22 protein-coding genes are annotated in these 25,271 nt (G+C 60.1%); 5 read left to right on the top strand and 17 right to left on the bottom strand.

Going from position 1 to position 25,271, the window contains the following annotated elements; translation table 11 throughout:
- The first annotated feature begins 2 nt into the window (after nt 1-2).
- The 4 genes from IH881_12255 to IH881_12240 all read left to right on the top strand — a co-directional run bounded on the left by IH881_12255 (nt 3) and on the right by IH881_12240 (nt 2,529).
- On the top strand, nt 3-308 hold the full coding sequence (locus IH881_12255) for a hypothetical protein (protein MCH7868462.1): 306 nt from the start codon (nt 3-5) through the stop codon (nt 306-308).
- Nucleotides 309-465: 157 nt separating this feature from the next.
- Nucleotides 466-999 (top strand): hypothetical protein, encoded by a 534-nt coding sequence (locus tag IH881_12250; protein ID MCH7868461.1) that lies wholly within the window; start codon nt 466-468, stop codon nt 997-999.
- Between the two features lie 108 nt (nt 1,000-1,107).
- Entirely contained in the window at nt 1,108-1,956 is an 849-nt protein-coding gene (locus IH881_12245) for a hypothetical protein (protein MCH7868460.1), read from the top strand.
- 213 nt (nt 1,957-2,169) lie between these two features.
- Entirely contained in the window at nt 2,170-2,529 is a 360-nt protein-coding gene (locus tag IH881_12240) for a hypothetical protein (GenBank protein MCH7868459.1), read from the top strand.
- A 378-nt stretch (nt 2,530-2,907) separates the two neighbouring features.
- Here IH881_12240 and IH881_12235 read toward each other — a convergent pair whose 3' ends face one another.
- The 17 genes from IH881_12235 to IH881_12155 form a co-directional block, all read right to left on the bottom strand.
- Complete coding sequence (locus tag IH881_12235; protein MCH7868458.1) at nt 2,908-4,143, bottom strand: CoA transferase; 1,236 nt, start codon at nt 4,141-4,143, stop codon at nt 2,908-2,910.
- A 61-nt stretch (nt 4,144-4,204) separates the two neighbouring features.
- Nucleotides 4,205-5,584 (bottom strand): TldD/PmbA family protein, encoded by a 1,380-nt coding sequence (locus IH881_12230; GenBank protein ID MCH7868457.1) that lies wholly within the window; start codon nt 5,582-5,584, stop codon nt 4,205-4,207.
- Nucleotides 5,581-7,080 carry a metalloprotease TldD gene (tldD, locus tag IH881_12225; GenBank protein ID MCH7868456.1) on the bottom strand — a complete coding sequence of 500 codons (1,500 nt, stop codon included), beginning with the start codon at nt 7,078-7,080 and terminating at the stop codon, nt 5,581-5,583. The genes IH881_12230 and tldD overlap by 4 nt, the downstream gene beginning before the upstream one ends.
- A 38-nt stretch (nt 7,081-7,118) precedes the next feature.
- Nucleotides 7,119-7,886, bottom strand: coding sequence for an HAD-IA family hydrolase (locus IH881_12220; protein MCH7868455.1), 768 nt, complete (start codon nt 7,884-7,886; stop codon nt 7,119-7,121).
- Nucleotides 7,883-8,848 (bottom strand): metalloregulator ArsR/SmtB family transcription factor, encoded by a 966-nt coding sequence (locus IH881_12215; GenBank protein MCH7868454.1) that lies wholly within the window; start codon nt 8,846-8,848, stop codon nt 7,883-7,885. The genes IH881_12220 and IH881_12215 overlap by 4 nt, the downstream gene beginning before the upstream one ends.
- Before the next feature lie 97 nt (nt 8,849-8,945).
- On the bottom strand, nt 8,946-9,809 hold the full coding sequence (gene gspN / locus IH881_12210) for a type II secretion system protein GspN (protein MCH7868453.1): 864 nt from the start codon (nt 9,807-9,809) through the stop codon (nt 8,946-8,948).
- Nucleotides 9,810-9,841: 32 nt separating this feature from the next.
- Nucleotides 9,842-10,393 (bottom strand): type 4a pilus biogenesis protein PilO, encoded by a 552-nt coding sequence (pilO, locus tag IH881_12205; GenBank protein ID MCH7868452.1) that lies wholly within the window; start codon nt 10,391-10,393, stop codon nt 9,842-9,844.
- The gene (gene pilM / locus IH881_12200) at nt 10,390-11,958 is read right to left on the bottom strand and encodes a pilus assembly protein PilM (protein ID MCH7868451.1); all 1,569 of its coding nucleotides are present in this window, start codon (nt 11,956-11,958) and stop codon (nt 10,390-10,392) included. The genes pilO and pilM overlap by 4 nt, the downstream gene beginning before the upstream one ends.
- 16 nt (nt 11,959-11,974) lie before the next feature.
- A complete protein-coding gene (locus tag IH881_12195; protein ID MCH7868450.1) occupies nt 11,975-13,237 on the bottom strand; it encodes a general secretion pathway protein GspK in 1,263 nt (420 codons plus the stop codon).
- Complete coding sequence (locus IH881_12190) at nt 13,234-14,292, bottom strand: prepilin-type N-terminal cleavage/methylation domain-containing protein (protein ID MCH7868449.1); 1,059 nt, start codon at nt 14,290-14,292, stop codon at nt 13,234-13,236. The genes IH881_12195 and IH881_12190 overlap by 4 nt, the downstream gene beginning before the upstream one ends.
- Nucleotides 14,289-14,876, bottom strand: coding sequence for a prepilin-type N-terminal cleavage/methylation domain-containing protein (locus IH881_12185; protein MCH7868448.1), 588 nt, complete (start codon nt 14,874-14,876; stop codon nt 14,289-14,291). Before IH881_12185 ends, IH881_12190 begins: the two co-directional genes overlap by 4 nt.
- Nucleotides 14,869-15,414: a hypothetical protein gene (locus tag IH881_12180; GenBank protein ID MCH7868447.1), complete on the bottom strand. Its 546-nt coding sequence runs from the start codon at nt 15,412-15,414 to the stop codon at nt 14,869-14,871. Before IH881_12180 ends, IH881_12185 begins: the two co-directional genes overlap by 8 nt.
- Before the next feature lie 122 nt (nt 15,415-15,536).
- Nucleotides 15,537-16,025 (bottom strand): type II secretion system major pseudopilin GspG, encoded by a 489-nt coding sequence (gene gspG / locus IH881_12175; GenBank protein MCH7868446.1) that lies wholly within the window; start codon nt 16,023-16,025, stop codon nt 15,537-15,539.
- A 74-nt stretch (nt 16,026-16,099) separates the two neighbouring features.
- Nucleotides 16,100-17,335, bottom strand: coding sequence for a type II secretion system inner membrane protein GspF (gene gspF, locus IH881_12170; GenBank protein ID MCH7868445.1), 1,236 nt, complete (start codon nt 17,333-17,335; stop codon nt 16,100-16,102).
- 104 nt (nt 17,336-17,439) lie between these two features.
- Nucleotides 17,440-19,167 carry a type II secretion system ATPase GspE gene (gspE, locus tag IH881_12165; GenBank protein MCH7868444.1) on the bottom strand — a complete coding sequence of 576 codons (1,728 nt, stop codon included), beginning with the start codon at nt 19,165-19,167 and terminating at the stop codon, nt 17,440-17,442.
- Nucleotides 19,164-21,659: a type II secretion system secretin GspD gene (gspD, locus tag IH881_12160; protein MCH7868443.1), complete on the bottom strand. Its 2,496-nt coding sequence runs from the start codon at nt 21,657-21,659 to the stop codon at nt 19,164-19,166. The genes gspE and gspD overlap by 4 nt, the downstream gene beginning before the upstream one ends.
- A 79-nt stretch (nt 21,660-21,738) precedes the next feature.
- Nucleotides 21,739-22,665: a hypothetical protein gene (locus tag IH881_12155; protein ID MCH7868442.1), complete on the bottom strand. Its 927-nt coding sequence runs from the start codon at nt 22,663-22,665 to the stop codon at nt 21,739-21,741.
- 598 nt (nt 22,666-23,263) lie between these two features.
- On the opposite strand from IH881_12155, the gene dnaK reads away from it, so the two are divergent.
- A complete protein-coding gene (gene dnaK, locus IH881_12150) occupies nt 23,264-25,174 on the top strand; it encodes a molecular chaperone DnaK (protein ID MCH7868441.1) in 1,911 nt (636 codons plus the stop codon).
- The last annotated feature ends 97 nt before the right edge of the window (nt 25,175-25,271 follow it).

Here is a 25,271-nt window from a genome sequence, read left to right as displayed (position 1 = left end):
ATATCGGACAGATTCCACAGCTGTCCCCGGGGGCCGTGGTCGAGACGCGCGGCTTGCTGGACGCGACCGGCTACCGGCCGCTGGCCAGTCCCATGCCCAGGCAGATCGAGGCCATCGTGGCACCGCACGTGGCCCGCCAGGAGCTGCTGGTAGAGGCGGGAGTGGAAGGCGACTACAACAAGGCGGTGGCGGCCCTGACCAGCGATCCGCTGGTGGGACGGGCGGACGCGGCCCGGGACATGTTGCAGGAGATGGTCGAGGGAACGAGAGCGTGGCTGCCGGATTCAATAAATAGCGCTCGGAGGTAAGCCCGCCGAGTTTTCGACAGAAACGTGAGGATGTCACCCATGAAATACGGAAAGACGGAAGTGGTCCTCTGCGAGGACTACGAAGATCTGGGCGTGAAAGCTGCAGCCGAGGTGGCGGCCAGGATGGGGGCAATGCTGGCGGCACAGGATGAATTGCGTGTCGTCTTTGCCGCCGGAGAGAGCCAGGGATCGTTTTGCCGCGCCCTGGCGGCAGGAGGGCATCGACTGGGGGCGCGTCACCTGCTTCAACATCGACGATTTCTGGGACAGGCGCCTGCCCAGGGAATTCACCTGCGGTTATCAGACCGAACGCGATCTCTATGCGCAGGTGCCCTGCAAAGCCTACCACCTCGTCGACTACAAGGCCGCCGATCCCGAGGCGGAAGCGCGGCGCTTTGAAGCACTGGTGCGGGAGGGACCTATCGACGTGGTGTGCCAGGGGATCGGCACCTCGGGGCACCTGGCGCTCAACGAGCCCGGCGATACCGACTTTGGCGCGGAGCGCTGGGTGCGCCGGGTCGAATTGGTCGCTGCGCAGGCGGATGCTGCGCAGTGGAGCGTCGCTCAGTTCGGTCCAGTTCAACAACAGGTCGATGACGACGACGGGTTTGCTCGATACATCGCGCACGGCGGCGACGGCCAGGGCTTGAATCTCCGGATAACGGACCTTTGCTTTGCGGCCATCGTCTAGTCGAAAATACAAAACCTCGTTGGTCAGTCGGGTGGGGACGGCGGCGACGGGTTGAATGCCGTCGAATCGCGGCAGCGATGACAGATCCGGCTGAGCCACGAGCTCCCGTTGTTCAACACCGTGCTCAACACCAGGAACGTTATCCGTCACTTCATCAGGAAAGAGAATTTCGGGCTCGAGCATGATCTCGGGTTCGCATGCAATTTCTGTATCGAGTTCAAGTTCTGGCGTGGGAAGCTCTGGCAGGGTGGCTTCCGCTGGATCGAGTTCGCGAACCAAGGCGACAATGCGGGTTCGTTTGGTTTCGTGCAGGTCGGGAAGCTCGAGCACGCGCCGCGCCGCAAGCAGGGCGGTGAAGGGATCCAATGTCTCGGCCAGATCGAGGAGCTTCAGCGCGAGTTCGATGCTCAGCTCGCCCGTCGGTGCATCGACACAGTGTCGCAGCGCAGTTACAGCGAACTCTATTCGCTGGCTCGCGAGCAAGATCGGAACAATGAGCACCAGATCGTCAGGAGACAGCCGCTGGTTCGGCATCTCTTTGACCAGTTCGCACCAAAAATCGACGGCATCCAGGAAGTCGCCCCGGTGAATCAGACGTTGAATCTGGAGTACCACGACGGGGGCGGCGGCTTCGGTCTTTCCGCTGGAGAGGGCGAGGTTCCACAGCAAGCGGGTTACCTCGGGATCGCCGGGGGTGCGTTTGGCCTCGGCGCATACCAGCCCGTAAGCGCGGTCGACGTCGCCAATGTCTCGCGCGACGAGGGCTTTGTCGACGCCGGATCGCTCACGGCCCGAACGAATCTCGCTGTAGAGTTCGGGGCCGAGATAGGCGGGTTCGAAATCAAACCTGCGCAACGCCATCCCCGCCAACAGTCCGAAGCCGAGCCCACCGGCCACAGCCGAGATCGAAAGATCGTTGCGCACGCCGATCGCGTCGAGCCAGAGCGTGAGAGCTAGATTGATCACAAGCCAATAAATGGGGAGCGCGATCGCCGAAAGTGCGAAAGGAACCAACCGCAGACCGTAACCGTCACCGTCGCCATTGCGAGGAGCCAGTGCGACCACGCGCACCGGCTGCATCCGGTGCCGCAGAGAAAAAATCGCCAGCAGTGCGGCGGTCGGACCCGCTGCTCCGATCAGGGACATCGGCGAGTTGGGTTCGAGCAGCAGATGAGTCGCCGTGGAGACGATGCAGGCAAACAGCGTAAACAGCGCAAACCCCAGTTTCCCGAAGCGGTCCTCGGCACTCGCTCCGAGAAAGAACCAAAGCGGCGCAATGGCCAAGAAATGGATCCACCCCGCATAGAGAAAGAGGTGGGTCGCGGCGGTCAGGGCGGTCGGGCTAGCCGGAGTAAAGCCGTAGACCCGCAACGCATGATTCGGCGCAAGTGGGTTGGCCGAGTCTGGCACGGGGCGCGCGGCAAGCGCGAGTCCGTCGAGGGTCGCCTGTTCCAAACCTCGTTGGGTCTCGTCGTCGGGCATCCCGCGCCGCCCGAGTTCCTGGATCACCGCAATCGCGACACTCGCTGAGCCTGGGTCGAAGTGCACGCGCGCCGTTTCGATGGTCTGATGGTCTGCATTGAGATAACCGTGGGCCTGCCAATAGCGGAAGGCGGCCTGGAGCGCGGCCTTGGGGTCGCGCTCTTCGAAGGACAGGGGTGCCGGGATCGCCAGCAGTACCCAGAAGCTGACGAGCACCAGGCCAGCACTCAGCCAGGGCAAGCGCGTCGCTCGGAATTCGACTTGAGAGCTGGGGAAGACCATGGCCCGGAATCTGGATCCCTTGCGGCCGCATCCGGACGCTGGGGCGCGCCCATGGCGGTAGTGACTTCAAATCTTTGGGGGGATCGATTAGGCGAAGTGTAGCACCACAGCGCGGCGTCCGTTGATCCGAGTTGGCCAACCCTGCTAGATCACTCCGGCGGCGTGCAGTTCTCGACGTTGCTCGGCGTCAATTCCCAACTCCTCGAGAATCTCGTCGTTGTCCGCACCCAACTCCGGTGCGGGGGTACGCACGCGGGTTGGGGTACGCGAAAACTTGGCCGCCGGGCCCGTGATCGGCACAGCCTCCGCATCCCCGGCTCCGGCGGGCAGCCGTTGCAGCATGTCCCGAGCCATCACATGAGCATTACCCGCTGCCTCGGCGTAGGTGCGGACGGCTGCGGCCGGAATGCCGACAGCGTTGAAGCGGCGGAGTACCTCGGCGACGGTGTATTGACAGATCCAGTCTCCCAAGATCTGGTCGACTTGTTTGCGCCGGGCAATACGTTCGGGGGCGGTTGCAAAGTCCGGATGATCCGCCAACTCAGGCCGCTCGATGAGTGCGGCCAGGGTCTTCCAATGGCTGTCGAGCAAGACCCCCGCCATCACCGATCCGTCACGGCAGCGAAAGGCGCGGGCTGGGGCGGCGATGCGAAATTCGTTGCCGAGCCGCGGCAGTTCTACCCCCATCGCGCCGAGGGTCAAGTAACCGGTCGATTGAAACAGCAGGCTGTCGAGCAACGCCACGTCGATGTGCTGGCCCTCGCCCGTGGCTTCGCGGTGACGCAGGGCGGCGAGAGCGGCAAGGGCGGCGTGAAGACCGGCCAGGTCGTCGGCCAGGAAGGTCGGCGCTTTGACCGGTTCGCCCTCCGGATCCCCGTTCAAGGAAAGAAAACCGCTTTCCGCCTGGGCCATCGGATCGTATCCGACCCGCTCGGCGTCGGGCCCAAATTGTCCGTAGCCGCTGATCGAGACATAGACAATGTCTGGCTTTTGCTTTCGTACTTCTTCGAAGCCTACACCCCAGCGCGACATGGTCCCGGGCTTGAAGTTTTCGATCACGATGTCCGACGTGCACGCCAGCTGCAAGAAGATCTCGCGTCCGCGTGAAAAGCTCAGATCGAGACTCAGGCTTCGCTTGTTGCGATTGACCGTGGCGTGCATGAACGACTGCGGGGGGTCGGTCCCGGGCAGGAAGGGCGGCAAGCGTCGCGAAATTTCGCCCTGGGGAAGCTCGACTTTGGTGACCTCGGCGCCGAAATCTGCGAGCACGCAGCCGCACATCGGTCCCGCCCAGGTGGTGGTTGCCTCGAGCACCCGAACGCCAGCCAGTGGGCCCGGCAGATCGTGACGCGCATCCCGATAAAAGTCAGACTTCTGCATTCATCTCAGGTTGCTACTCGGATGGGTTCGTAGCGTTTTTCTCGAAACTCGATGGCCAGATCTATTCGCCCGCCACAGTCATTGATGCGATTCGCAGTGGGGGTGCGGCGACGGACCCCAACCAGAGTAGATCTTTGCCGATGGCGTCGATCTCCTTGAGCATTTTGCCGAAGTGACCCGCGATGGTGATTTCTTCAACAGGATACGCAATCTCCCCGTTCTCGATCCATAGGCCAGCGGCCCCCTGCGAGTAGTCCCCGGTGACGGGATTGAAGCCCATGCCCATCAGTTCGGTGACGAGTAGCCCGCGATCGGTGCGCGCAATGATCTCCTCGAGGGTTTCGGTTCCGGGTTCGAGCCAGAGGTTTGTCGTGCTGACTCCGGGAGGTCCCCCCGCACCACGGGATGCATTGCCGGTCGAGGGAAAGCCGAGCTTGCGGCCCGAGTAGCTGTCGAGCAGAAACGTTTCGAGCTTGCCATCCTTGATGATCGTGTTGCGGCGCGTCGGCAGGCCTTCGCCATCAAAGGGCTTGCTGCCGAGGCCACCTTGCAGGCGGCCGTCGTCGATGATCGTGACCGACGGCGCGGCGATGATTTTGCCGAGTTTCTTGGCGAGGAACGAAGACTCGCGGTAGACCGCGTAGCCGCTGACCAATGAGGCGAGTTGTCGCACCAGTCCCGCTGCCTGCATGCTCTCGAAGATGACCGGGACCTCGGTTGTGGGGATGCGGCGGGCATTGAGACGCCGCAGCGCTCGTTCAGCCGCAACCCGACCTACCGAAGCCGGCGACTGGAGGTCCGCCAGCGTACGGGACGCCGTCATCCAATGGTCGCGTCGCATGTTCTCTCCGCTGCCGGCAATCGGTTCACTGAAAAGCGAATGCGAGGCGCGTTCGTATTCGCCGAGGAAGCCGGCCGTGTTTCCGTACGCCACGGTCGAAAAGTCGGATCCGACCTGGCTGCCCTCGGAATTGGTAATGCGCGGATCGAAGGACATCGCCGCCTCTTCGGCACTGCGCGCGTCATCAATGCGCGCATCGGCGCTGGTACTCTTGTCGTCTGGATCCAGCAGCGCCAAGTCGGGCCAGTCGGTAGCGAACCCGTCTTCGGGCAAGCCGGCCGACGGGTCAGGCTCCGTCGCGCGTGCCAGGGCCACGGCATCTTGCGCCATTTGTTTGATTGCTTCGGGCGCAAGATCGCTGGTCGAAGTGACGGCCGAACTGACACCGCCATCTCTCGTCATCAATACGCGTATACTGAGGACCTGCTCCTGGGCTTGCTTGACGAAGTCGACGACGTCGCCGCGAACCCGGGCCTCGAGCGAGCGGCCGCGAACCAGAACAATGTCAGCAGCATCTGCGCCAGCACTCGTGACCACGCCCAGTGCTTGCTCCACCAGCGCCGATCCACTCCGGACCGCAATTTCGCTTGCGCTACTCATGCCCCGGTTCCCCCCACGGTAATTGCGTCGAGGCGAATTGTGGGCAGACCCACGCCTACCGGAACGCTTTGGCCGTCTTTGCCGCAAGTTCCGACACCGCGATCCAGTTCGAGATCGCTTCCGATGCGGCTCACTCGGGTCAGGACGTCCGGGCCGTTCCCGATCAAGGTGGCGCCCTTTACCGGGGCGCCCACTTGTCCGTTCTCGATCTTGTAGGCCTCGCTCACGCTGAAGACGAATTTTCCGCTGGTGATGTCGACCTGTCCGCCGCCGAAGGAAACGGCGTAGAGGCCGTTTTGCACGGACTTCAATACATCTCGAGGGTCTTCCTGGCCGGCCAACATGAAGGTGTTGGTCATGCGCGGCATCGGGAGATCGGCGTAGCTCTCACGACGACCGTTGCCGCTGGGTTCGCTGCCCAACAGTCGCGCGTTCAAGCGATCGGTCAGGTACCCCACCAGGATCCCGTCCTCGATCAGGACATTGCGCTTCGAGGGTGTTCCCTCGTCATCGACGTTGATCGAGCCGCGTCGGTTGGGAAGGGTGCCGTCGTCGACCACCGTGACGCCCTCGTTCGCGACCCGCTTCCCCATCATTTCGGAGAACGCCGATGTGCCCTTGCGGTTGAAGTCGCCCTCGAGTCCGTGTCCGATGGCCTCGTGAAGCAAGATGCCGGGCCAGCCCGGGCCGAGCACCACGTCCATGGTGCCGGCGGGACAATCGACGGCCGAGAGGTTGAGCAGCGCGACCCGCGCCGCTTCGTCTACCAGATGTTTCCACGACGCTGTGTCGGTGAGTTGTTCGAATGGATAGCGACCGCCCATCCCCTGGTAACCAACTTCGTGGAGACCTTTCTCCGCGTCTTCGACGATCAACTGAATGTTGAGTCGCACCAGCGGTTGCACGTCCCCGACCAAACGTCCGTCACTGGTGGCGATCAAGATGCTGCGTTGTTGGGTAATGACGCTTGCGCTGACTTGTTTGATGCGCGGATCGAGACTCCGCGCGTAGATATCCATCTGCGAGATCAGGTCGATCTTTTCTTCTATTGCGACGTCGGTGGGAGACTCCGTCATGGGATAGAGATTGCGGCCAGCCGCGCCGCTCGTTCCAACCGCTACCGCATCGTGTTGGCCGCTACTCTGAGAAATGGATCTCGCGGTATTGGCGGCCAGTCTCATACTTTCTGGATTGATCTCATCCGAGTGCGCATAGCCCTGTCGCTCACCACACAGTGCCCGGATGCCAACGCCTTGCTCGAGGTGTCGGCTGCCACTTTTGACGATGCCCTCCTCGAGCACAACGGAGTCCTGGGAAGTGTATTCGAAGTAGATGTCGGCGTAGTCGACCTCGCGTTCGAGAGTGGCGTCGAGAATGCCTGCGAGCAGCTGCTCGTCGAGTTCGAACCGATCCTGGAAGAAGGCCAACGCGGTATCGGGTGATGTGTTCTGCGCTTCGCTGGCATTGGTCGAGGAGTCGTTCAGGTCGTCGGGCATGGAGCATCCTTTCGCTGTCCGCGTGTCCGCGCGCGAGGCTAGCGCGATTCTCCTGGGGCCGAGTCCGGTTCATCGCCAATCGCGCGCCCGGGTCCGGCTTTCATTTGTTCGACGTGGTCGATGAACTCGGCAAAGGCTTCGAATGCATCGGGATCCAGGCACTGCATGCCGACGCGCGCGCCGGCAGCGCGATCTTTTTCGGCGTCGTCGCCGACGTAGACGACCGCTGCGGCGGGGAGTTCCAGGGCCTTTAGTGCGGCCTCGAAAATGCGCGCGTCGGGCTTCTGTGCGCGGCACATGGCCGGGATCATCACGATGTCGAGAAACTCATCAATTTCAAGTGCTTGCAGAATAACTCGGAGGCGTTGGTCGAAGTTTGAAACGACTCCGGTGCGGAACCCCCGGCGCTTGAGTTCGGACAGAACATGGCGGGCTCCCGGGCGCAGTGCCCAGGCGTCCGCGGTCACGTAGTAGGCGTAGAGTTCCGAGAAGAACGTCGCGAAGTCGTCGAACTCGACTTTGTCGTCAGCCGCGAGAAAACTGCTTTGCACCACCGCGCGCCACCACTCTTGTTCCAGATCTTCAATCTCGCAAGCTTCGCAATCGGGGAAGACGCGCGGGGGAGCGGCGGCGAGAATCCGCGCAAAGGCATCGTCGAGACGCTGGGTTGACAGGTCGACGCCGTGAGGGGCCGCGCGTCGCGCGTAGACCGCGCCGATCCTTTCCCGGGTCTCGAACAGGGTTCCAGTGGCGTCGAACAGCACACCTTGGATCCGGTCGGACTTCGCCCCGGAGCCGGGGCTCATTCGGCGCTTCGCCGCGCCGTTGCGATGAACGTAGAGGGAAGGTCGCGGCCCTTGGCCGCCGGAGCTTCGACGTGAATGCGAATGTCGACCATTTCGGCCTCGTCGATCCAGCGGCGAATCTTTTTGACCTCGAAGCCCAGGGCCTGGACCCCGAGTTCGTCACGCATCCACTCGAGTTCGTGCTGAACGAAATCGACTACCACGATCGAGCCGCCCGGACGCACGATTCGGCACATCTCGATCAGGGCCTCTTCCGGTCGAGCGAGATACTGCAACACCATGTGGGCAAAGGCCGCGTCGACTTCGCCGTCTTCAAGGGGCAGCGCGTGAGCGTCACCCGTGCGAAATTCCACGAGGCCCTCCGCCACCCTGTCGTCGGCGGCGAGATTTTTGCGTGCGGCGTCGAGCATCCGATTGGAGCCGTCGATGCCGATGACCTGAATGCCTTGCCGAGCCAACTCGATGGCCAGAATGCCGGTGCCCGTTCCGATGTCCGCCACCTTCTGATTTGGATCGATCAGTCGGTTGATCGCGTGGGCGCGCACGAGATCGTCGTTGAATACTTTGCGCAGGGCGTCCCACTCCGGGCCGACGATGTCGAAGAATCCCCGGGATGTCTCGCCTCTGGCGGCGACGACCCGCGCCATGGCTGCATCGTCTCGTTCGGCTGTCGAATCGCCCTTGAGATTCTCGCGCACGAGTTTCCATGCATCCCGCCACCAGGGATCGGTGGGTGGACTCATGCGATACGAGACAAAGGTGCGATCGCGGCGGTCGCTGACCAGGCCGGCTTCGCGCAGGATCGCGAGATGCCGGGAAACCCGGGACTGCGCCATCCCGAGGACCTCCATCAATTCCTGCACGACCAACTGTTCATTTTCGAGTAGGCGCAAAATACGAATGCGCGTGGGGTCGGAGAGGGTTTTGAAGACTTTTTGCAGTTCGTCCGCGGATGCAGGCATCGAGCCGAACTCTAGCAGGTTGCGGAAAGAGCTCCGGACCGAGCCAGCACCAGGCTGGTCTGTCGAAAGGGGGAGGGCCAGGATTGTCGGGGGACGATCACATTTCGGGTTGACTGATGCTGCCGCCGATATGGAGTTTTGCCCTGCCATCGCGTTTGACCGAGACACCCAGCAGCTCGATCATGCTCCGCATCTGGGGGGCCACGTCCTTGAATTCGATGTCGAGATCGAGGGCGCGGTCGCCGATCGCCTCGCCGTGTCCGACCGTTCCGCTGGCGCTGAAATTGAGCACTGGCCCGAGCAGATCGAACGCTTCGACGCTGAGAAATTGCTCGCCGCCAAAGACGAACAGGCCGTGGATGGTTTCGAACGGAACCTCGATGGGCATGCCGGGGTGGCTGATCGAGCCGTCCTTCAAGTCGAAGCTGAGCCCGCCCTGGGCCACGTCGTCGGTTGTCTCGATGTTGCCCTCGGCGTCGAGCGTGCCGGTGATCTCGACTGGCAGCAGCTCATCCAAAAAACTCAGCTCGCCGATCCTGGCTCCGGCGATCGAACCCGACCCACTCGCATCTGCGTCCATGCGAATGGTTCCTCGGGCGTGGCCGAATGAAGAATCGACCTCGAAGAAAACTGTGGGAGTGGCAAAAAACCAGCTGGTCGACCAGCCGGCGCCGAAGCGTGCGAAATCTAAATCGTAGACGTCGCCGATTGGCGTTTCGACGCGGACATCTTCGAAGCGAAAACCAATGCCGTCGAGCCCGAAGGTCAGGCCAGAGTTCGCCGCCTCGATCTCCACTCCCAGCGCCTGGCCGGCGCCAGCGGTGATTCGGTTCGTCAAGTGGTGATAGGGGAAGTCCAAGAGAATGAAAAAGGTCGTGAGCAGAAATGCTGCGATCGGGATGCCAAACTTGGCCAAGGACTTGGGCAGCGGAGCGATGAGAATCGATTCGGTTTTGGCCATGTTGCTCGCGGTCACTTCCTGAATAATGCGGGCTAGAGGGTGTCGAAGGTCGAAACGTGGAAGCTGACGTCGAGCAGGTCGCTCTTGTCTGTGCGGTTCTTGATGCGCAGACTCTTCACGGTGAGCAACCGGTCTGAGGACTCGATCGCGTGAAGGTACTTGACGGTGTCCCGCAGGCTAACGCGCTTGAGTTTGACCTCTACCCGAGTTTCTCTGAATTTTGCGTCGTCCTGGGCCTTGCGTTCTTCCATGGAGTCGACCCGGATGGATGACGAGGATGCGAGGGACTCCAGCAAGGTCAATAGATTCCGCTTTTCGTGGTTGGCGAGGATTCGCTCTTCCACTTTTGTCAGGCTGGCGTTTACGGCGTCGTACTGATGTCGTAGCCGATTCATGACCAACAACTGCTGCTCAGCGGCTTCGACTCGGTTCTCGATACTGCTAGACAGCGCGACGAGCGGCTGGACAATGCCAACGACCAGAATCGCAGAGACGAGACAACCCCCGGCAATCCCACAGAGGATTCGTTCCCTGGCCGAAAGGCCGGTCCAGGCATCACTGAGCCAAGCGAGGAATTTGTTCATGACGACTCACCGTCCGAAACCAATTTGAGGGTGAGGTTGAAACGCTTGCTGCTCCCGCCTCGCGTGGACTTGACCTTGTCAACCTCAGCGCTGGCAAATGGGGCTGACTTGGCGAGCAGGCTCTTGAGCCGGTCGGCGGTCTCGTACGATTCCCCCAGCACCTTTATCTTGACGACCCGACGATTGATGTTGATGTCCTCGAACTGCACCTTGACGTCGGCAGGGATGCGCCTCGAAAGTTCGGCGAGCAGATCTACGGCAGAAAGATCGGTGCTGTAAATGCCCAAGAAGTCCGAGCGATCCTGAGCCTCTCGCAGTGCCTGGCTCAGGGCCGGCACGGGGTTCTTGACCGGGCCACCGGGCATGACTTCGGCATAGAGTTGTTGGGCGCGGAGTTCGAGCGAGTGGGCTCGGCTGGACTCGAGTGCGAGCGAAGTGCCGAAGGAGATCGTCGCCAGGGCTGCCGCGATGGCCGCAAGAATTGCGGTGGGTCGCAGGTCCTGGGAAAGAATCTGGAGGAAGTTGGTGCGGTAGGCGAACTCATCTTGACGGAAGTTCAACTGGGTCAAAGCGAGGGAACTCGCGCGCAACGCCAGGGCGATAGACGGGGCAAACAGCACTGGATCGCCGTTCGCAATCATCTCGGCCTGTTCGTCGTCTTCGGGCTCGCTGAGTGGGTAGGCACCGATGCCGATCTGATCGTAAATCAGATCGGCGATTCCAATCAGTTTGGAGGTGCCGCCCATCATCGTGATTTCCGTGATCCCCGCAGGTTCCGCCTCGGACACGGTGTGGCCGCGATTGGATTCGAGGAAGCGAACAATCTCGCGGCAGATCCGCGAGAGCACGGCTGCCGCCTCGGGTACTGGAGGGAGGCCGACGCCTTCGGCGCACTTGATCTGTTCCGCTTCTTCGAGCGAGCAACCCCGGGCTTCGGCCAGCGCCCGCGTAAATGCGAGGCCTCCGAGTGGAATGGTGCAGGCATTGATCGCACGGTCGTCGACCATCAGGCACATGGTGGTTTTGGTGTGTCCCAGGTCCAGCAACAGGCGATTGCCCGAGAGGTCGAACAAGCCCGCCAGATTGCCGAGCACCAGGCCCTCGGCTTCGAGGATCCGCGGTTCGATTCCAGCCGCCTGAAACAGGGAGAGGTGACTCGAAACGTTGTCGCGATGGGTCAGCGCAGCGAGGACATCGCTCTTTCCCGCGTCGCCGCCGATTGGCGTCCAGTCGATGACCACGTCGTCCAATTCGAAGGGGATTTCGCCCTCGACGGCAAAGGGCACTGCCGCGGCGAGTTTCTTTTTTTCGCGAAATGGAAACTCGAGTCTGCGGAGCGAGATTTGCTCTCCGGAGATTGCCGAGACCACATGCTCGGTTTCGAGATGATGGAATTGCACGAAGTGCTGCAGGTCTTGGGATAGTTCGTCCGTGTTTGTGTAGTCGGCTCGGGGATGCAGGCGCATCTGGCCGCCCTGCAGTCCGCGCATGGACTGATGCAGTTCAACGGCCTTGATCGAATGAGAGCCGACGTCCAGGCCCAGGATGCTCTTCATCAATGGCATCGGTGTTCTCGTAACCTCATTGCATTCGCCAGTATAGTAGAAACGGCATGTCTTTCCCGGTCTGGGTCATGTTGATCACCGCTTCGACGTTGCGCTCGATGTCGTCATAAGTCACCTGGCTGAGAACAGTGTACACCCAGGATCTGGCTGGCAAGCTGGTAGGCGGAAAGATGTCACCAACGATGCCGACGTCTGCCAATGTGATACATCGGTCGGGATCGACCTCCGCATCATCACAGAAATACGAACCTTCATCTCGCGCTGCCAGGATGCCGACCACGTCGTCCTTGCTCAACAGACGACGGCTTCCCCCGCCCCCATGCCAGATACTTCCGAGAACGTGGCCTGGTGCGGTATTGACGTTGACCCCCTCGGCGGCGAATAGCGGGTAGACCGTCAAGTACTGTTCCAACCTTTTCACCAGCTTGTAATCGAAACCCTCGACCAAGCCGAGTTCTAGAACGCTGAGCAACGGCCGATTGGCCGGCAAATAGGGCGGGTACTGCTGCTGGTAGTAGACGTCTTCGTCACCCCCGCCAATGCGATCGTGGTCGTGATCCATGTAGTCGATCAGATTGCGCGCGAGTTCCCGCTTGTCATATTCCTTATCGGCCGCAGTGCCATCCATTTCCTCGATCACACGATCGAGAAAATCCACCAGAAATTCTTCGGCGTCGGGGATGGGCTTACCCTCCTGGTCTCCGAGCACCGAGGGTTTCCCCAGCGCATTCCCCTCGCTGGGGTTCGATTGCTTGTTGTCACCGACGTCCGTGTCCGCATCATCGAGCCCTTCGAAAATCATTGAACGGAGCTCGGAAGGGAGTTCGTCGAGTAGCATTGCCTTGTCGAGTTCGTCGACGCCGTGGGCCTTCTCGGCCGAGGCGTAGCGAACCAGAGAATTGAGATTGAGACGCGCCCGATTGTCGAAGATGCTGATCCGCAGAATTGCACCTTCCGGGGTGAGCAATTCATACTGGCCCAGGCGGGCGGTTAGATCGTACTCGGTGTTCCCCATGACCTCGGCGCCCTCGACGCGTCGGCTCCCCGCGTCGATTTTGCGCTGAAGTTGTTCGTGCAGTACGGCTCGCGCAATCTGAACACCCGATCTCGCGAGTGCCTCGGCCACCGCAACTTTGTCGCGATTGCGGACGATCTTGGTGTCGATTACCGCGCGCTTCACAAACGTCGCGACCGAGGCCGCCAGGACCAGGGACAGAATCAGCACGAGAGGCAACACCACTCCTCGTTGCTGCTTGGCCTGGCGATGCTGCGTACTCATGATGCCGCTCGTCGATCGGATCCGAAGACGTCACGTCGTACGCCGCCGAAAACCTGAATGGGTGCTGGGTTGTAGTTCAGGTGGAAACTTTCGGAGGGCGATAGCGGGTCGAACGCTGGATTTTTGTCCTCGATCTTGCGCTTCTTCTTGCCGTTCTTTTTGCCCTCGATCTTGCCCTCGTCAGCGGCGTCATCCGGTGTTTCTTCGGTGTTTGCGGTTTTCGTCTCGGCTTCGAGAAAGGACCAGTCGAGGGGTCGCAACGGAATGATGACGAGCTTCGAATACGTTTTCCGATTCGAGCCGCGCTCATCATCGGTCTCGAGGTCGTCATCTTCAAAGGCTTCGTCATCTTCGTAGTTGCCATCCGGTTCGAAGTCGTCGGGATCGAATTCGGGGTCGGTCTCCCTGGAGGTGAGCATTGAAATTTCGATCCAGACGGCCATCGGCAGCACATTGTTGCGTTGGTTTCGCGAGGAATCCCAAGCGGGGACCTCCAAGCCGTTGCGATCGATCATACTGACGGTGAAGGACGCGATGTTCTCTCCGATGACGTCGGCATGCGGATTGTCTTCGGCGGGAAAGCTCGGGTCGTACTGCATGGGCATGTGGGTTTCGCGCCAGCGCATGAGCTTGTATCCCGGCCGGTCTGTCTCTTCAGCCAGGTAGTAGGCCACAACCGCAAGATCCGAAGCGTGTCCATCCAAGCGCTGGGGCTTGTAATTGCGGGTGATGAATTTGATTTTGTCGGACTTGCCTTCGGAGACGAAATCTCGACCGGTCAAAAAGATCCAAGGATTGACCCCGGGCTTGACCTTCGCACTGGGGGCGATGAAATAAGTGGAGGCGAGGTCACGCGAAATGCGGTCCAGCAGGGCGACCGCCTGGCGTTGGGTGCGCAGTCGCTCGCGCGCGGACTCCATCGCGGAGCCCAGGTTGATTTGAAAACCAACGGCGATCGTGATCACGATTGCGGACAGCAGCACTGCGGCCATGACCTCGATCAACGTGAAGCCGGGGCGGTTTCTTTTTGCGCGACAGGGATTCGATTCTTTCACGGGCCATCCCCCGGGCTCTCACTCGGATCGCCGGAATTGGCATTTTTCTGTTCGCCTTGATTCAGCTGAGTTTCCATCCAAGCCCGTTGGTCGTAGATATAGGCCGTGCGGGAAACGGTGATCTCCTTCGCACCCTCCTGCCATTGGACGCTGATGTGGACTTCTCGCAGATAGCCAAGCAGCCAGTTCGAATCGCGAAACTCTGAAAATGGGCCATTCGCCTCTGCGGCGAGGAATTCCAGCAGATCTTTGGATTCAACGTCACTGCTGCTGCCCGCAAATTCTTCAGCAAGGTCGAGAATCTCCACGACGATAGTGAACGGCTCCTCCTCCAGTTCATCAAAGCCAACGTAGATGGGTTGGCCGATCTCGGCCATGAGCTCAATGTCCGCCAGCAGGCTATCGGCGAGCAGAGAAGCGTCGGAGCGTCGCGTGCTCTCGCCGATCAAGCGCAGGCCATCAATCGAGCTGGTGGCCAGCATCGTGTACGAAATGCCCAGAATTGCGATGGCCCCCAGCACTTCCATCAACGTAAAGCCGATCTGCTGATGGTGCGTAGCTAGGCGTGTGTGCGAATCATTCACGGCCGTCCTCGTGGCGAATTCGAACCGCGTCGAGAATGGGGAGGATGTCGAGGGTGGCCGCGAAACCGTCGGGATCGGAAATCACGATCTGGGCCTCGTCGGTGCTTCCATCGGAGTCAAATACGATTCCGACCAGCCCCTCGTTGAGCCAACCCTCGGAGGTGTCGATCCCGTCGAAGTAAAATGGATTCGAGAGGCTGCTGGCATTTCCGAATCTGTTTGGAATGGGCTCGTAGTCGAACCCGGTGTCCGGGGGCCGCAGTACGTTTTCGATGTTTCCCTCCCACAAGGCACGCTGCCGCACGGCAAGACTGTCGGAGTCGTCGCTACCGGTCACGCGAACCCACCATTCGACGCGGTAGGAACCGTTGTCGATGTCGATCAACAACCGGTGCGTTTTGCCGGTCATGATCGCACGCTGACGTGCGAGTTCGAGATGAGAGGCAACATTCAATGCTTCGTCATGGCGGCTGGAGCCCCCCGATAGCCGCAGACCCGGCAAGATCATGGCAGACATGAAGCCGATGATCAGTATCACGGCCAGCATCTCGATCAGAGTAAAACCGTAATCCGAATGAATCGGACGGCCGATTTGCCGGGGTGCAGAGCCGGGTACATGGCTGTGCAATGAATTCATGGAGCGGTGCCGCTGCATCGCGATCAAGGCTCGCCGGAGATTTCAGCTTCCCAGTTGACGATGTCGTCCTCGTTTCCAGACACGCGGTCGGGGCCGGCCGAGGAGATGTCGAAGCTGTACTGATTTTTGCTGCCCGGATTCACGTAGACGTACTGGACGTTCCAGGGGTCGAGCAATGCATCCTTCTTCTTGAGGTAGCCGCCTCGGGGATAGTCCCTGGCTCCCGGAGGTTTACTGATGAGACCGTCGAGGGTCGGCGGGTACTTCGAATTGTCCATGTAATAAAACTCGAGGGCGCTTTCGAGCTGGGTGATTTTGGCTTTGGCGGTCGTCCGTTTCGCCTTTTCGAGCTGGTTCAATACGCCGACTCCTACGAGCCCCATCAACATGCCCATGATGATGACTACGGCCATGATCTCGATCAGCGTAAAGCCGAGGCGCCAGGGTGGGGCGCTCCGAGTATTCGACGCCGGGAAGCCGAGATGCAAGGAGGCGTTGGTTGTGTTTGGCATGGTTTGTTCCTTTTCCAGGGTGTTGCTGCCGCGCTGGTCGGATCATCGATCCGTCAATACATCCAGTTCATCGATCAGTTCATGGAATTCGTGATTTCGAGCAGCGGCATCAGGGTAGCGAGGATGATGACGAGGACGACTCCCACCATCAACAAGAGCATGAGAGGCTCGAGCAGTGATGTGAGCTTCGTGATTGAGTTTTCAACTTGCTCGTCGTAATTCTCGGCAACACGGTTCAGCATGGCGCCGACCTCGCTGCCTCGTTCGCCAACTTCGATCATGGTGATGACCATGGGCGGAAACTGGCCGCTCGCCTTGAGCGGCGCGGCCAGGCTCGCACCCTCGAGCACACTCGTGCGGGCGCTGCGAATGGCGTCGCGGATTACGACGTTCTGAGCCACGTGCTGAGAGATTTCGAGGGCCTGCACGATTCCGACTCCGCTGGACAGCAAGGTCGAGAGGGTGCGGCTGAACCGCGCGATCGATACGGTGCGGACGATGCGCCCGATCACGGGCAAACGCAGATTGAATTGGTCGAAGATGGCGCGGCCACGATCGGTTGCGATCGCGGAACGAAGCAAAATGACGCCGATCGCAATCGCGATCAGAACCGCCCACCACCACGAACGCGCGAAATTGGAAATTCCGATGATCCATACCGTGTAGATCGGCAGGTCTTGGTCCAGGGAGAGCAGCAAGCCCGTAATTTGCGGCAGGACCACCGTCACGAGAGCGGTTACGACAAGACCGGCAAATACCAGCATGAAGGCCGGGTAGGCCAGAATCGAAGAGACCTTGTTGGTCAGCTTCACCTGGTTCTCGAGGTAATCGGCGATGCGTTCGAGCACGATTGCCAGCGCTCCGCCGGCTTCACCTGCCCGCACCATGCTGACGTAGAGCGTGTCGAACTGTCCAGTCGACTGCAGGGCGTCGCAGAGGGACGCACCTTCGTTGACGCGATCGCGAACCTTGCCGAGCAAAGCGCGCATGCCAGAGTGCTCGCACTGGGCAACCAGAGCAGACAGTGCTTCGACCAATGGGATGCCGGCGGACACCAGCGTGGCGAGCTGGCGGGTGGAGAGCGCTCGCTCGAGGGCGGGGATTCGGTTCAGGAAACTCAGATCGATTCTAAAGCGTTCGCTATTCGCGCGGGGGGCGAGGTCCTCCGATTCGCTGGACTGCGAAATCTCGGTGAGAAAAATCCCCTGGGCTCGCATTCGCGCCCGGGCGTCCGGCAGGCTCTCGGCGTTGAGCGAACCCTTGGTCGCCTTGCCCGCTCCAGTCATTCCCTTGTAGTTGTAAATTGGCACGGGGCCAAGCGCTCCAGTTCCTGCGTCTAAGACAGTTGCGACCGACTACATACTCACGACGCGTCCGGTTCGAGACCGAACCGGCGATTCAGGAGGATCGGCGGCTAAATCTGTACGATCGTTTCCTCTTCCTCGGTGGCGCGCATCACCTCCGCGACCGACGAGATTCCCCGCAAGGCCTTGCGCGCACCATCCTGCCGCAGCGTCCCCATTCCCTTGGCCACCGCTGCCTTCTTGATGGTCTTTGAATCCACGTTTGTAGAGACCATTCCGCGAATTTCGTCGTCCACCAGCATGATCTCGAAGATTCCAACCCGGCCGTGGTATCCGGTCTGGTTGCAGGCCGCGCATCCCACAGCTCGATACAGCGTGATGGCTCCTTGCCCCGGCCGCACACCGAGTTCGCGAAGTTCGTTGTCGGGTGCGGTGTAGGACTCGCGACAGTGTGGACAGAGGACGCGGACCAGACGCTGGGCCAGAACTGCGACGAGCGACGATCCAACCAAAAAGGGTTCGATCCCCATGTCGACGAGACGAGTAATCGCGCTGGGGGCGTCGTTGGTGTGCAAGGTCGAAAGAACCAGATGGCCGGTAAGGGAAGCCTGGATCGCGATGTCTGCGGTTTCTTTGTCGCGGATCTCGCCGACGAGAACCACGTTGGGATCCTGACGCAAGATCGAACGAAGTCCCCTTGCGAAGGTCAGATTGATTTTTGGATTGACCTCGATCTGGCCGACGCCCGGCTGTTGGATTTCGACCGGGTCTTCGATCGTGATGATGTTGATGCCGGTGGTATTGATGCTCGCGATTGCCGCGTGCAGGGTCGTGGTCTTGCCACTTCCGGTCGGGCCCGTCACGAGGAAAATGCCGTTCGGCCGTTTCATGATCCGCGCGAGGACTTCGAGTTGAGATTTCGAGAAACCCACTTTTTCGAGGTCGACGAGTTCCTGACTGTCCGGGAGAAGTCGCAGCACCAGTCGCTCCCCGTACTGAACTGGGATCGTCGAAAGCCGAACATCGTAGTCGCGGCCTGCAATCTTCAGACGGATGCGGCCGTCCTGGGGCAGTCGCTTCTCGGCGATATCGAGGGAACCCATGATCTTGATGCGTGACGCGATGCTGGCTTGTAGCGAGCGCGGAAGGGGTTTCATCGGTTCGTAGAGGACGTCGTCGATGCGGAAGCGCACGCGGATTTCTCTCTCGAACGGTTCGATGTGGATATCGCTTGCTCGCTCTTTGACCGCGTGGTGCAACATCGAGTTGACCAGACGGATGATCGGAGCGTCGTCGGTGGCGTCGAGCAGATCCCGGGGCTCTCCGCTGATCTCCATCGCGAGTTCGTCGAGATCGTCGGTGGCTTCTTCTGCCAGTTGATCGGTGGCGGTTACGCCGCGGTCGAACACGCTGTTGATGGCGGCGAGGATGAGGCGATCGCTGGCCAGTTCGAGTTGAATCTCTGCGCCGTCAAAGAGAATGCGCAGATCGTCCAGTGGCGACATCGCCAGTGGGTCCGAGGCGACGACGTTGACGATTCCGAGGTCGCGGTTTCCACCGATCGGCAATAAGCGATGCTGCTTCGCATAGCCGATCGGGATTCGCAGCGCGTACTCGTCGTCGATGTCTTCGAGCGAGAGTTCCGCGCGAAGGGGCAGGTCGAGTTGGCGGGCCAGGGCCGCAAGGACTTCGTCTGCGTTCAGCATCCCTTCTTCGACGAGAATGTCCGAAAGCCGCTGGTGACTGTCGACTTGTCGCAGTCGCGCCCGCTCGAGTTCTTGCGGTTCGAGACGCGTGGTTCGCAACAGGATCTCGCCGAGTTCAAGAGTCTCGCTCATGGCGCTCCCTCGCTGTCCGGAGCGAGGCTGTCGTAGGACTCGATGCGCTCCGGTTCGGCGACGACCATGTAGGGATCGAGGTGCATGCTTCGGTGAAGGATCGTCAGGGCCGATTCGGCTTCATGCAGCGTTCCGAACGGGCCTACCTGGAGTTCGAGTACGACTCCGTCAACGCCCGAACTAGAGACAAGCTTCGCTTCGTACCCCAGGTCGAGGATCTCCGTCAACTTCGGGGCTGCACGATCATGCTGGCTCACCACGGCGTGAATCATGTACCGCGGACCTCGCAGTTCGTCGGCGCGCCGCTGCAGTTCAGCGGCCCGGGCTTGGCGTTGCTCCTGCTCGATCTCTTCGAGCCGCTCGAACGGGTAGCGCAGCGTGTGGTCGAGCAGGTGCTCTTCAACCTGACTGCGCGGAACGATGTGGTCACTGCCCTCGATGACATCTTGCGCCATGCGCTCGATCTCTTCGGTGACATTGATTGCGTGAGTAAAGTCGCCTCGCCGGTAGATGGACTCGGATTCCAGGTCGGCGGGGTTGCGAATGATATGCACCGTCAACATGATGATCAGATTGGTCCGCCGGACCTTTTCGGTGGTGGATTTGAACAACCATCCCAACACGGGAATGTCGCCGAGAAACGGAACCTTGTTGACCTGCGATCCGGAGACCTCGCCGATCAACCCGCCGATGACGACGGTGTCTCCATCCGCGATCACGACGGTGTTTTGAACACGTCGATTGCTCAGGGCGACGCCTACATCGGTAGTGCCGTCTTCAGTATTACCCGCGACCGTTGCTGAGAGCGCGTCATTCACTTCGGTGATTTCTTGGAAAATCTGCAGACGGAGTGTGTTGCCATCGCTGATTTGTGGCGTGACGCGCAAGGTCACGCCGATGTCGCGACGTTCGATGTTCACCGAACTCGACAGGCCGCTGATGTTGGAGCCCGCTGCAGAAGAGACGCGGCTCGTGATGATGGGGATGTTGTCACCAATGATGATTTCGGCCTCCTCGTTATCGGAGGTCAGGATATGAGGGGATGACAGAATCTTTATGCGATTGGCTTTGGCTGCGGCCTGCATGCTCGCTCTGAACGATTTGCCTTTGCTCTCAGTGCCATCCTCGTTGGTCGTGATCGTCGACTTGAGGAGCAATGCCAGCGGGTTGGCAAGCGTTGAAATCGCGTCCTGGCCCGAAAACTCCACATCAATGTCGCTGTTGAGAATTCGGTAACCGAAATTGAATCCGAGTTCGAAATCGTCGGTGATGTCGACCTCCATGATCAAGGCTTCCACCAGAACCTGGGGCCGAGGGATGTCGAGTTTCTCGATCACCTGGATGAGTGTCTCGTAGGCTTCCTTGCTCGCCTGGATGACCAACGAATTGGTGGCCGGATCGGCGCTGAGTCGGATTTGCCCTTCTGCCAGGGGAGTGACAACCGAACGCAACGCCTGGGGTGCGGCGCCGGCCTTCCCGGTTCGTCCGCCGCCGCTTCTCCCGCCGCCGCTCCCGGACACCAGGTCGTTCAGGGTCTTGGCCATCTCCTGGGCGTCGGCGTGCTTCAAGTAGTAGACGTGGATCTTGCCTCCGCCCACCACCGGGACGTCGAGTTTGTGAATCAGGTCCCGGATCTCGCCAATCTGACTGCGCGACGCCAGCACCAGCAGGGAGTTGGTGCGGCTTTCGGTGATGATGCGGATTTCGCCGCGCTGCGCGGTTTGCAATCCTACGGTGCCCGACGTTTTGCTGCTGCTCTTGCGCCGACTCGATCGTTCCGAGCGCGCAGACGACGCGGTTGAACTGCCCCCGGTTGTCTGCCCTCCGTAGATGTCCGTGATCTGGCGTCCAAGGGTGTCGGCATCGGCATAGAGTACTCGGATGACCGCGAGTTCCTGCTTGTGGGTTTCGACGTCGAGTGCTTCGAGAATTCCGAGGATGCGGCGAATGTTCGCTTTCGTGTCGGTCAGTATGATGGTGTTGGTCGGCCCGAAAACGACCACGGCGGCGTCTTTTGAGATCAGCGGTTTGAGCGTGTTCGTGATCGCAGTGGCGTCGATGAAGTAGAGCGGGATCATTCGCGTTACGTACTGATCGCGGTTGGCGCTCTCGCCGCCATCTATGATGGTCTCGATATTTGATTCTTTGGCGTCGCGCACCGGAACGATTTTGAATACGCCAGCGGGTCCTGGGATCGCGGTAAAACCCTTGATCTTGAGAACGGATTCGAAGACCGCCCAGGCCTCTGCAAGCGTGACCGCACTCGGGGAAATGATTGTGACCTTGCCTCGGACACGATCGTCATAGATGAAATTCTTTCCGGTGAGTCGCGAGATTGCATCGATGATCACGGTGATGGAGACGTTGTCAAAATCGATGCGAACCTTGCCTGTCTCATCATCGAACAGGAGTCGTTCGCCGCCGTTATCGACCTGAGCCCGTGCGTCGCGATGGACGCCCGGCGCCCACGCAAGGGCGCATAGGACGACCACTGCGGCCAGTCTCCTGCTCGAATATTGGCCGGTTCTCATTTTCCGATGGTTCCTTCGCTCCACCCAAAGTCTCCGCAGGTCAATTTATGCAGTTCAATTCAGCGAGTAGTGATTCCGTGATATTGAGCTCGCGCGTTCCGGATGCGCCCAGGACCGAGCCCGTCATCGGCTTGCATTTTGCCAATTCACGCAGCACGCGAGCCGCTGCCCCCGCGCTGTCGATCTTGATTCCATTGAGGCTCAGAATGATGTCGTTTTTCTCCAGGCCAGCTCGCGCCAGGATTGCGTCGTCTGCAAGGTCTCCGACGAGTACGCCATCAATCTCGCCGTTTTCGCCGAACGAGGGCTCTAGATCCCGGATCAGACTCTGTGTCATCGCGGCGGGGATCTTCTTCAGCTGTTCTTCGAGCTCTTCCGCATTGGTGGATCGACCCTCGAGCTCCTTGATTTTCGCTGCCCGTTTTTCCTTGTTGCGATTTCTGCGCTCTCTCATCCGATCGTGTGCGCTCAGCCGCTCCGGGCGCTTGGCTGCAGAGGTTTTCGCGCTCGGCTTTGAATCGGTCTTGGAGAGAAGAAGTTCTTCGATGATGTCTCGGTTCTTTACCACGATTCGTCCCGGTTCGATCGCTATCACCGTGACGTAATCGAAGTCTTTGAGGGTGTCGCCAACGCGAACCACCTGGTGCTTCTTTCTTCGGGTGTTGTCGATGACTGCCGTAGAAAGAGAAGCGGGCACTCCGGCCATGGTTCCGAGCAACTTGATGGGAAGCTTGGTCGCCTTGGCATCTTCTTTCGGTGCCACCGGTTCCGGGGCGCCATCGCCCGCCCCGACCTTGGCTCCGAATAAATTCCGGTCGAGAATCTCTTTTCGCTCGTTCCAGCTGGGTTGTGGTGTCTCGGGCCGGACGGTGGGCTGAAAGGCTGCGACGTAGTCCGGAGCCAATTGGCTGTCGGCAACATGATTGAACACACCCGCCGCAAAGAAACAGCTCGCAGTGAAGAGCATGATATTGATTATCCGAACGCCCAACTGGCCCATATCGGAGGTGGTTCCCTTCCCGATTCCGTCAACAATCGCGTTTCGAGTTCACTGAAACGGTCCCCCGGGTTGCGACCGCAGCCCCAGCAAGATTCGGAATCATACTCGCGCCTGAAACTGAACCCATTTCTGCACCATTTCTGCACCCAAATCCGCAACTACAGCATGGGAGCCCATGACATTCCAATCGATTTTGCCTCTGGTTTCAGGTACCCGGACAAAGCCGGCCGATTATAGCCCCCGATGGGGGCCGCTCAATTCAAAACGTCGGAATTTCAGGGGCTTAGTGAATCTCTTTCTTCCCGGCCTGCGTATCGGCAAGTTGCCTCACTAGCTTGTGGACCCCGTGACCGGTGACCGCGTTCCGGTGCGTGACTCCGCTGGGGACGGAAGCTTCGAGCGGGGGAGTGGGGAAAATCTCCGTCCGGGCGTTGACATGCCCGGTCTCGGCGCCAGATTTCGGCCGGTGATCGGATTTAGACGGATTTCGGCAAGCAGAAGAGCACGGAACCGGCTGTAAACATTAGGAAACTTGGGTACAGATCCAAAGTCCAAGGGGGATAGAATGGCGGCATCAGGCAAAGTAATCGGAATTGATCTCGGGACCACCAACTCTGTGGTTTCGGTGATGGAAGGTGGACAGCCCACGGTCATCCCCAACGAAGAAGGGGGGCGGACGACACCCTCGGTGATCGGATTTGCGGACGATGGAGAGCGACTGGTGGGTACCGTTGCCAAGCGTCAGGCGGTGACGAACCCCGAGAAGACGATCTACTCGATCAAGCGCTTCATGGGGCGTCGCCTCGACGAAGTCCCGGAAGAGACTCGCCTGGTTCCCTACAAGGTGGTCAAAGGCAAAGACGACGCTGTTGCGGTGGAGGTCGACGGCACGAATTACGCGCCACCCGAACTCTCGGCCATGATCTTGTCCAAGCTCAAGGCCGCAGCCGAAGCCTATCTTGGTGCCGAAGTAACAGAAGCGGTGATTACCGTTCCGGCGTACTTCAACGACGCTCAGCGACAAGCGACGACCGATGCAGGCCGGATCGCCGGCCTCGACGTAAAGCGCATCATCAACGAACCGACCGCGGCAGCGCTGGCCTACGGCCTGGACAAGAAAGAGGATGAGAAGATTGCCGTCTTCGATTTCGGAGGAGGCACCTTTGACGTCTCGATTCTCGAGGTCGGCGAGAACGTGGTCGAGGTTCTGGCGACCAACGGCGACACCCATCTCGGTGGCGACAATCTCGATCATCGCCTGATCGAATATCTCGCGGCGGAGTTCAAGAAGGACAACGGCATCGATCTGATGAACGATCCGATGGCCGTGCAGCGACTTCGCGAAGCGGCGGAAAAGGCAAAGATCGAGCTGTCGAGCGCGCAGTCCACAGATATCAATCTTCCCTACATCACGGCAGACCAGTCGGGTCCCAAGCACCTGGTGCTGAAACTCTCCCGCTCGAAGTTTGAGCAACTGGTCGAAGATCTCCTCGAGCGGGCCCTCGAACCCTGCAGAAAGGCGCTGACTGACGCGGGAGTGAGTGCGAGCGAAATCGACGAGGTCGTCCTGGTTGGAGGCTCGACGCGAATTCCGCTGGTACAAAAGAAGGTGACCGAGCTGTTTGGCAAGGAGCCAAATCAGTCGGTCAATCCGGACGAAGTGGTGGCGATCGGTGCTGCAATTCAGGGCGGTGTTCTGGCCGGGGAAGTCAAAGATGTGCTCCTGCTCGACGTGACCCCACTGTCCCTGGGAATCGAAACCCTCGGCAGCGTGATGACCAGGCTGATCGAGCGCAACACCACGATTCCGACCCGGGCCCAGCAGACGTTTTCGACCGCGAGCGACAATCAACCCCAGGTGGAGATTCGTGTAATGCAGGGTGAGCGCGATCTGGCAGCGGACAACCGCGAAGTCGGGAAGTTCATTCTCGACGGTCTTCCCCCGGCGGCTCGCGGAGTTCCCCAGATCGAAGTTATCTTCGACATTGACGCCAACGGCATTTTGTCGGTTTCGGCCGCAGACAAGGCGACCAATCGGGAGCAGTCGATTCGCATCGAAAACACCGGCGGGCTTTCAACCGAAGAGATCGATCGCATGATGGCCGAAGCCGAGGCCAACGCAACCGAGGACAAGGCTCGCCGTGAGACTATCGAGAAGAAGAACAACCTCGACTCCATGATCTATCAAGCGGAGAAGACGCTGGGCGAGAGCAAAGACGCCCTCGACCCGGAAGAAAAGTCGAGTCTCGAGTCTGTGCTCGCCGAAGCCAAGACCGATCTCGAGTCGGGCGACAGCGACAAGATCGATGCCGCCTATCAGCGGGTCGAAGCTGAGCTGCACAAGGTTGCGGAGAAGCTCTACAAGGCCCAGGCCGAGGGTACAGCTGAAACTGGAGATGCATCGGATGCCGCCGTTCCGCCCCCGGACGACGATGTCATCGACGCGGAGTTCACCGAGGAGAAGTCCGATTCTTGATGCCGATGGCCCGTCGCCAGCGGTAGGTTCTACCGTTGTGCAGGTGGGTGCGGCGGTGTACCCGTCTTGATCCTCAGTCCAGACTGTTCGGGCAACC

This window comes from Myxococcales bacterium, from assembly GCA_022563535.1.
In the GTDB taxonomy this organism is placed as follows: Bacteria; Myxococcota_A; UBA9160; order UBA9160; family UBA4427; genus DUBZ01.
Note: the sequence above shows the minus strand (reverse complement) of the source record. Positions and strands in the feature narration are given on the sequence as shown.

Coding starts and splice junctions, on each gene's coding strand:
- tldD (MCH7868456.1), bottom strand. CDS start 7,080: ATGCCCGACGACCTGAACGACTCCTCGACCAATGCCAGCGAAGCGCAG.
- IH881_12220 (MCH7868455.1), bottom strand. CDS start 7,886: ATGAGCCCCGGCTCCGGGGCGAAGTCCGACCGGATCCAAGGTGTGCTG.
- IH881_12230 (MCH7868457.1), bottom strand. CDS start 5,584: ATGAGTAGCGCAAGCGAAATTGCGGTCCGGAGTGGATCGGCGCTGGTG.
- IH881_12195 (MCH7868450.1), bottom strand. CDS start 13,237: ATGAGTACGCAGCATCGCCAGGCCAAGCAGCAACGAGGAGTGGTGTTG.
- dnaK (MCH7868441.1), top strand. CDS start 23,264: ATGGCGGCATCAGGCAAAGTAATCGGAATTGATCTCGGGACCACCAAC.
- IH881_12235 (MCH7868458.1), bottom strand. CDS start 4,143: ATGCAGAAGTCTGACTTTTATCGGGATGCGCGTCACGATCTGCCGGGC.
- IH881_12215 (MCH7868454.1), bottom strand. CDS start 8,848: ATGCCTGCATCCGCGGACGAACTGCAAAAAGTCTTCAAAACCCTCTCC.
- pilO (MCH7868452.1), bottom strand. CDS start 10,393: ATGAACAAATTCCTCGCTTGGCTCAGTGATGCCTGGACCGGCCTTTCG.
- IH881_12155 (MCH7868442.1), bottom strand. CDS start 22,665: ATGCTCTTCACTGCGAGCTGTTTCTTTGCGGCGGGTGTGTTCAATCAT.
- gspG (MCH7868446.1), bottom strand. CDS start 16,025: ATGCCAAACACAACCAACGCCTCCTTGCATCTCGGCTTCCCGGCGTCG.
- pilM (MCH7868451.1), bottom strand. CDS start 11,958: ATGCCATTGATGAAGAGCATCCTGGGCCTGGACGTCGGCTCTCATTCG.
- IH881_12240 (MCH7868459.1), top strand. CDS start 2,170: ATGAGTCGCCGTGGAGACGATGCAGGCAAACAGCGTAAACAGCGCAAA.
- gspN (MCH7868453.1), bottom strand. CDS start 9,809: ATGGCCAAAACCGAATCGATTCTCATCGCTCCGCTGCCCAAGTCCTTG.
- gspE (MCH7868444.1), bottom strand. CDS start 19,167: ATGAGCGAGACTCTTGAACTCGGCGAGATCCTGTTGCGAACCACGCGT.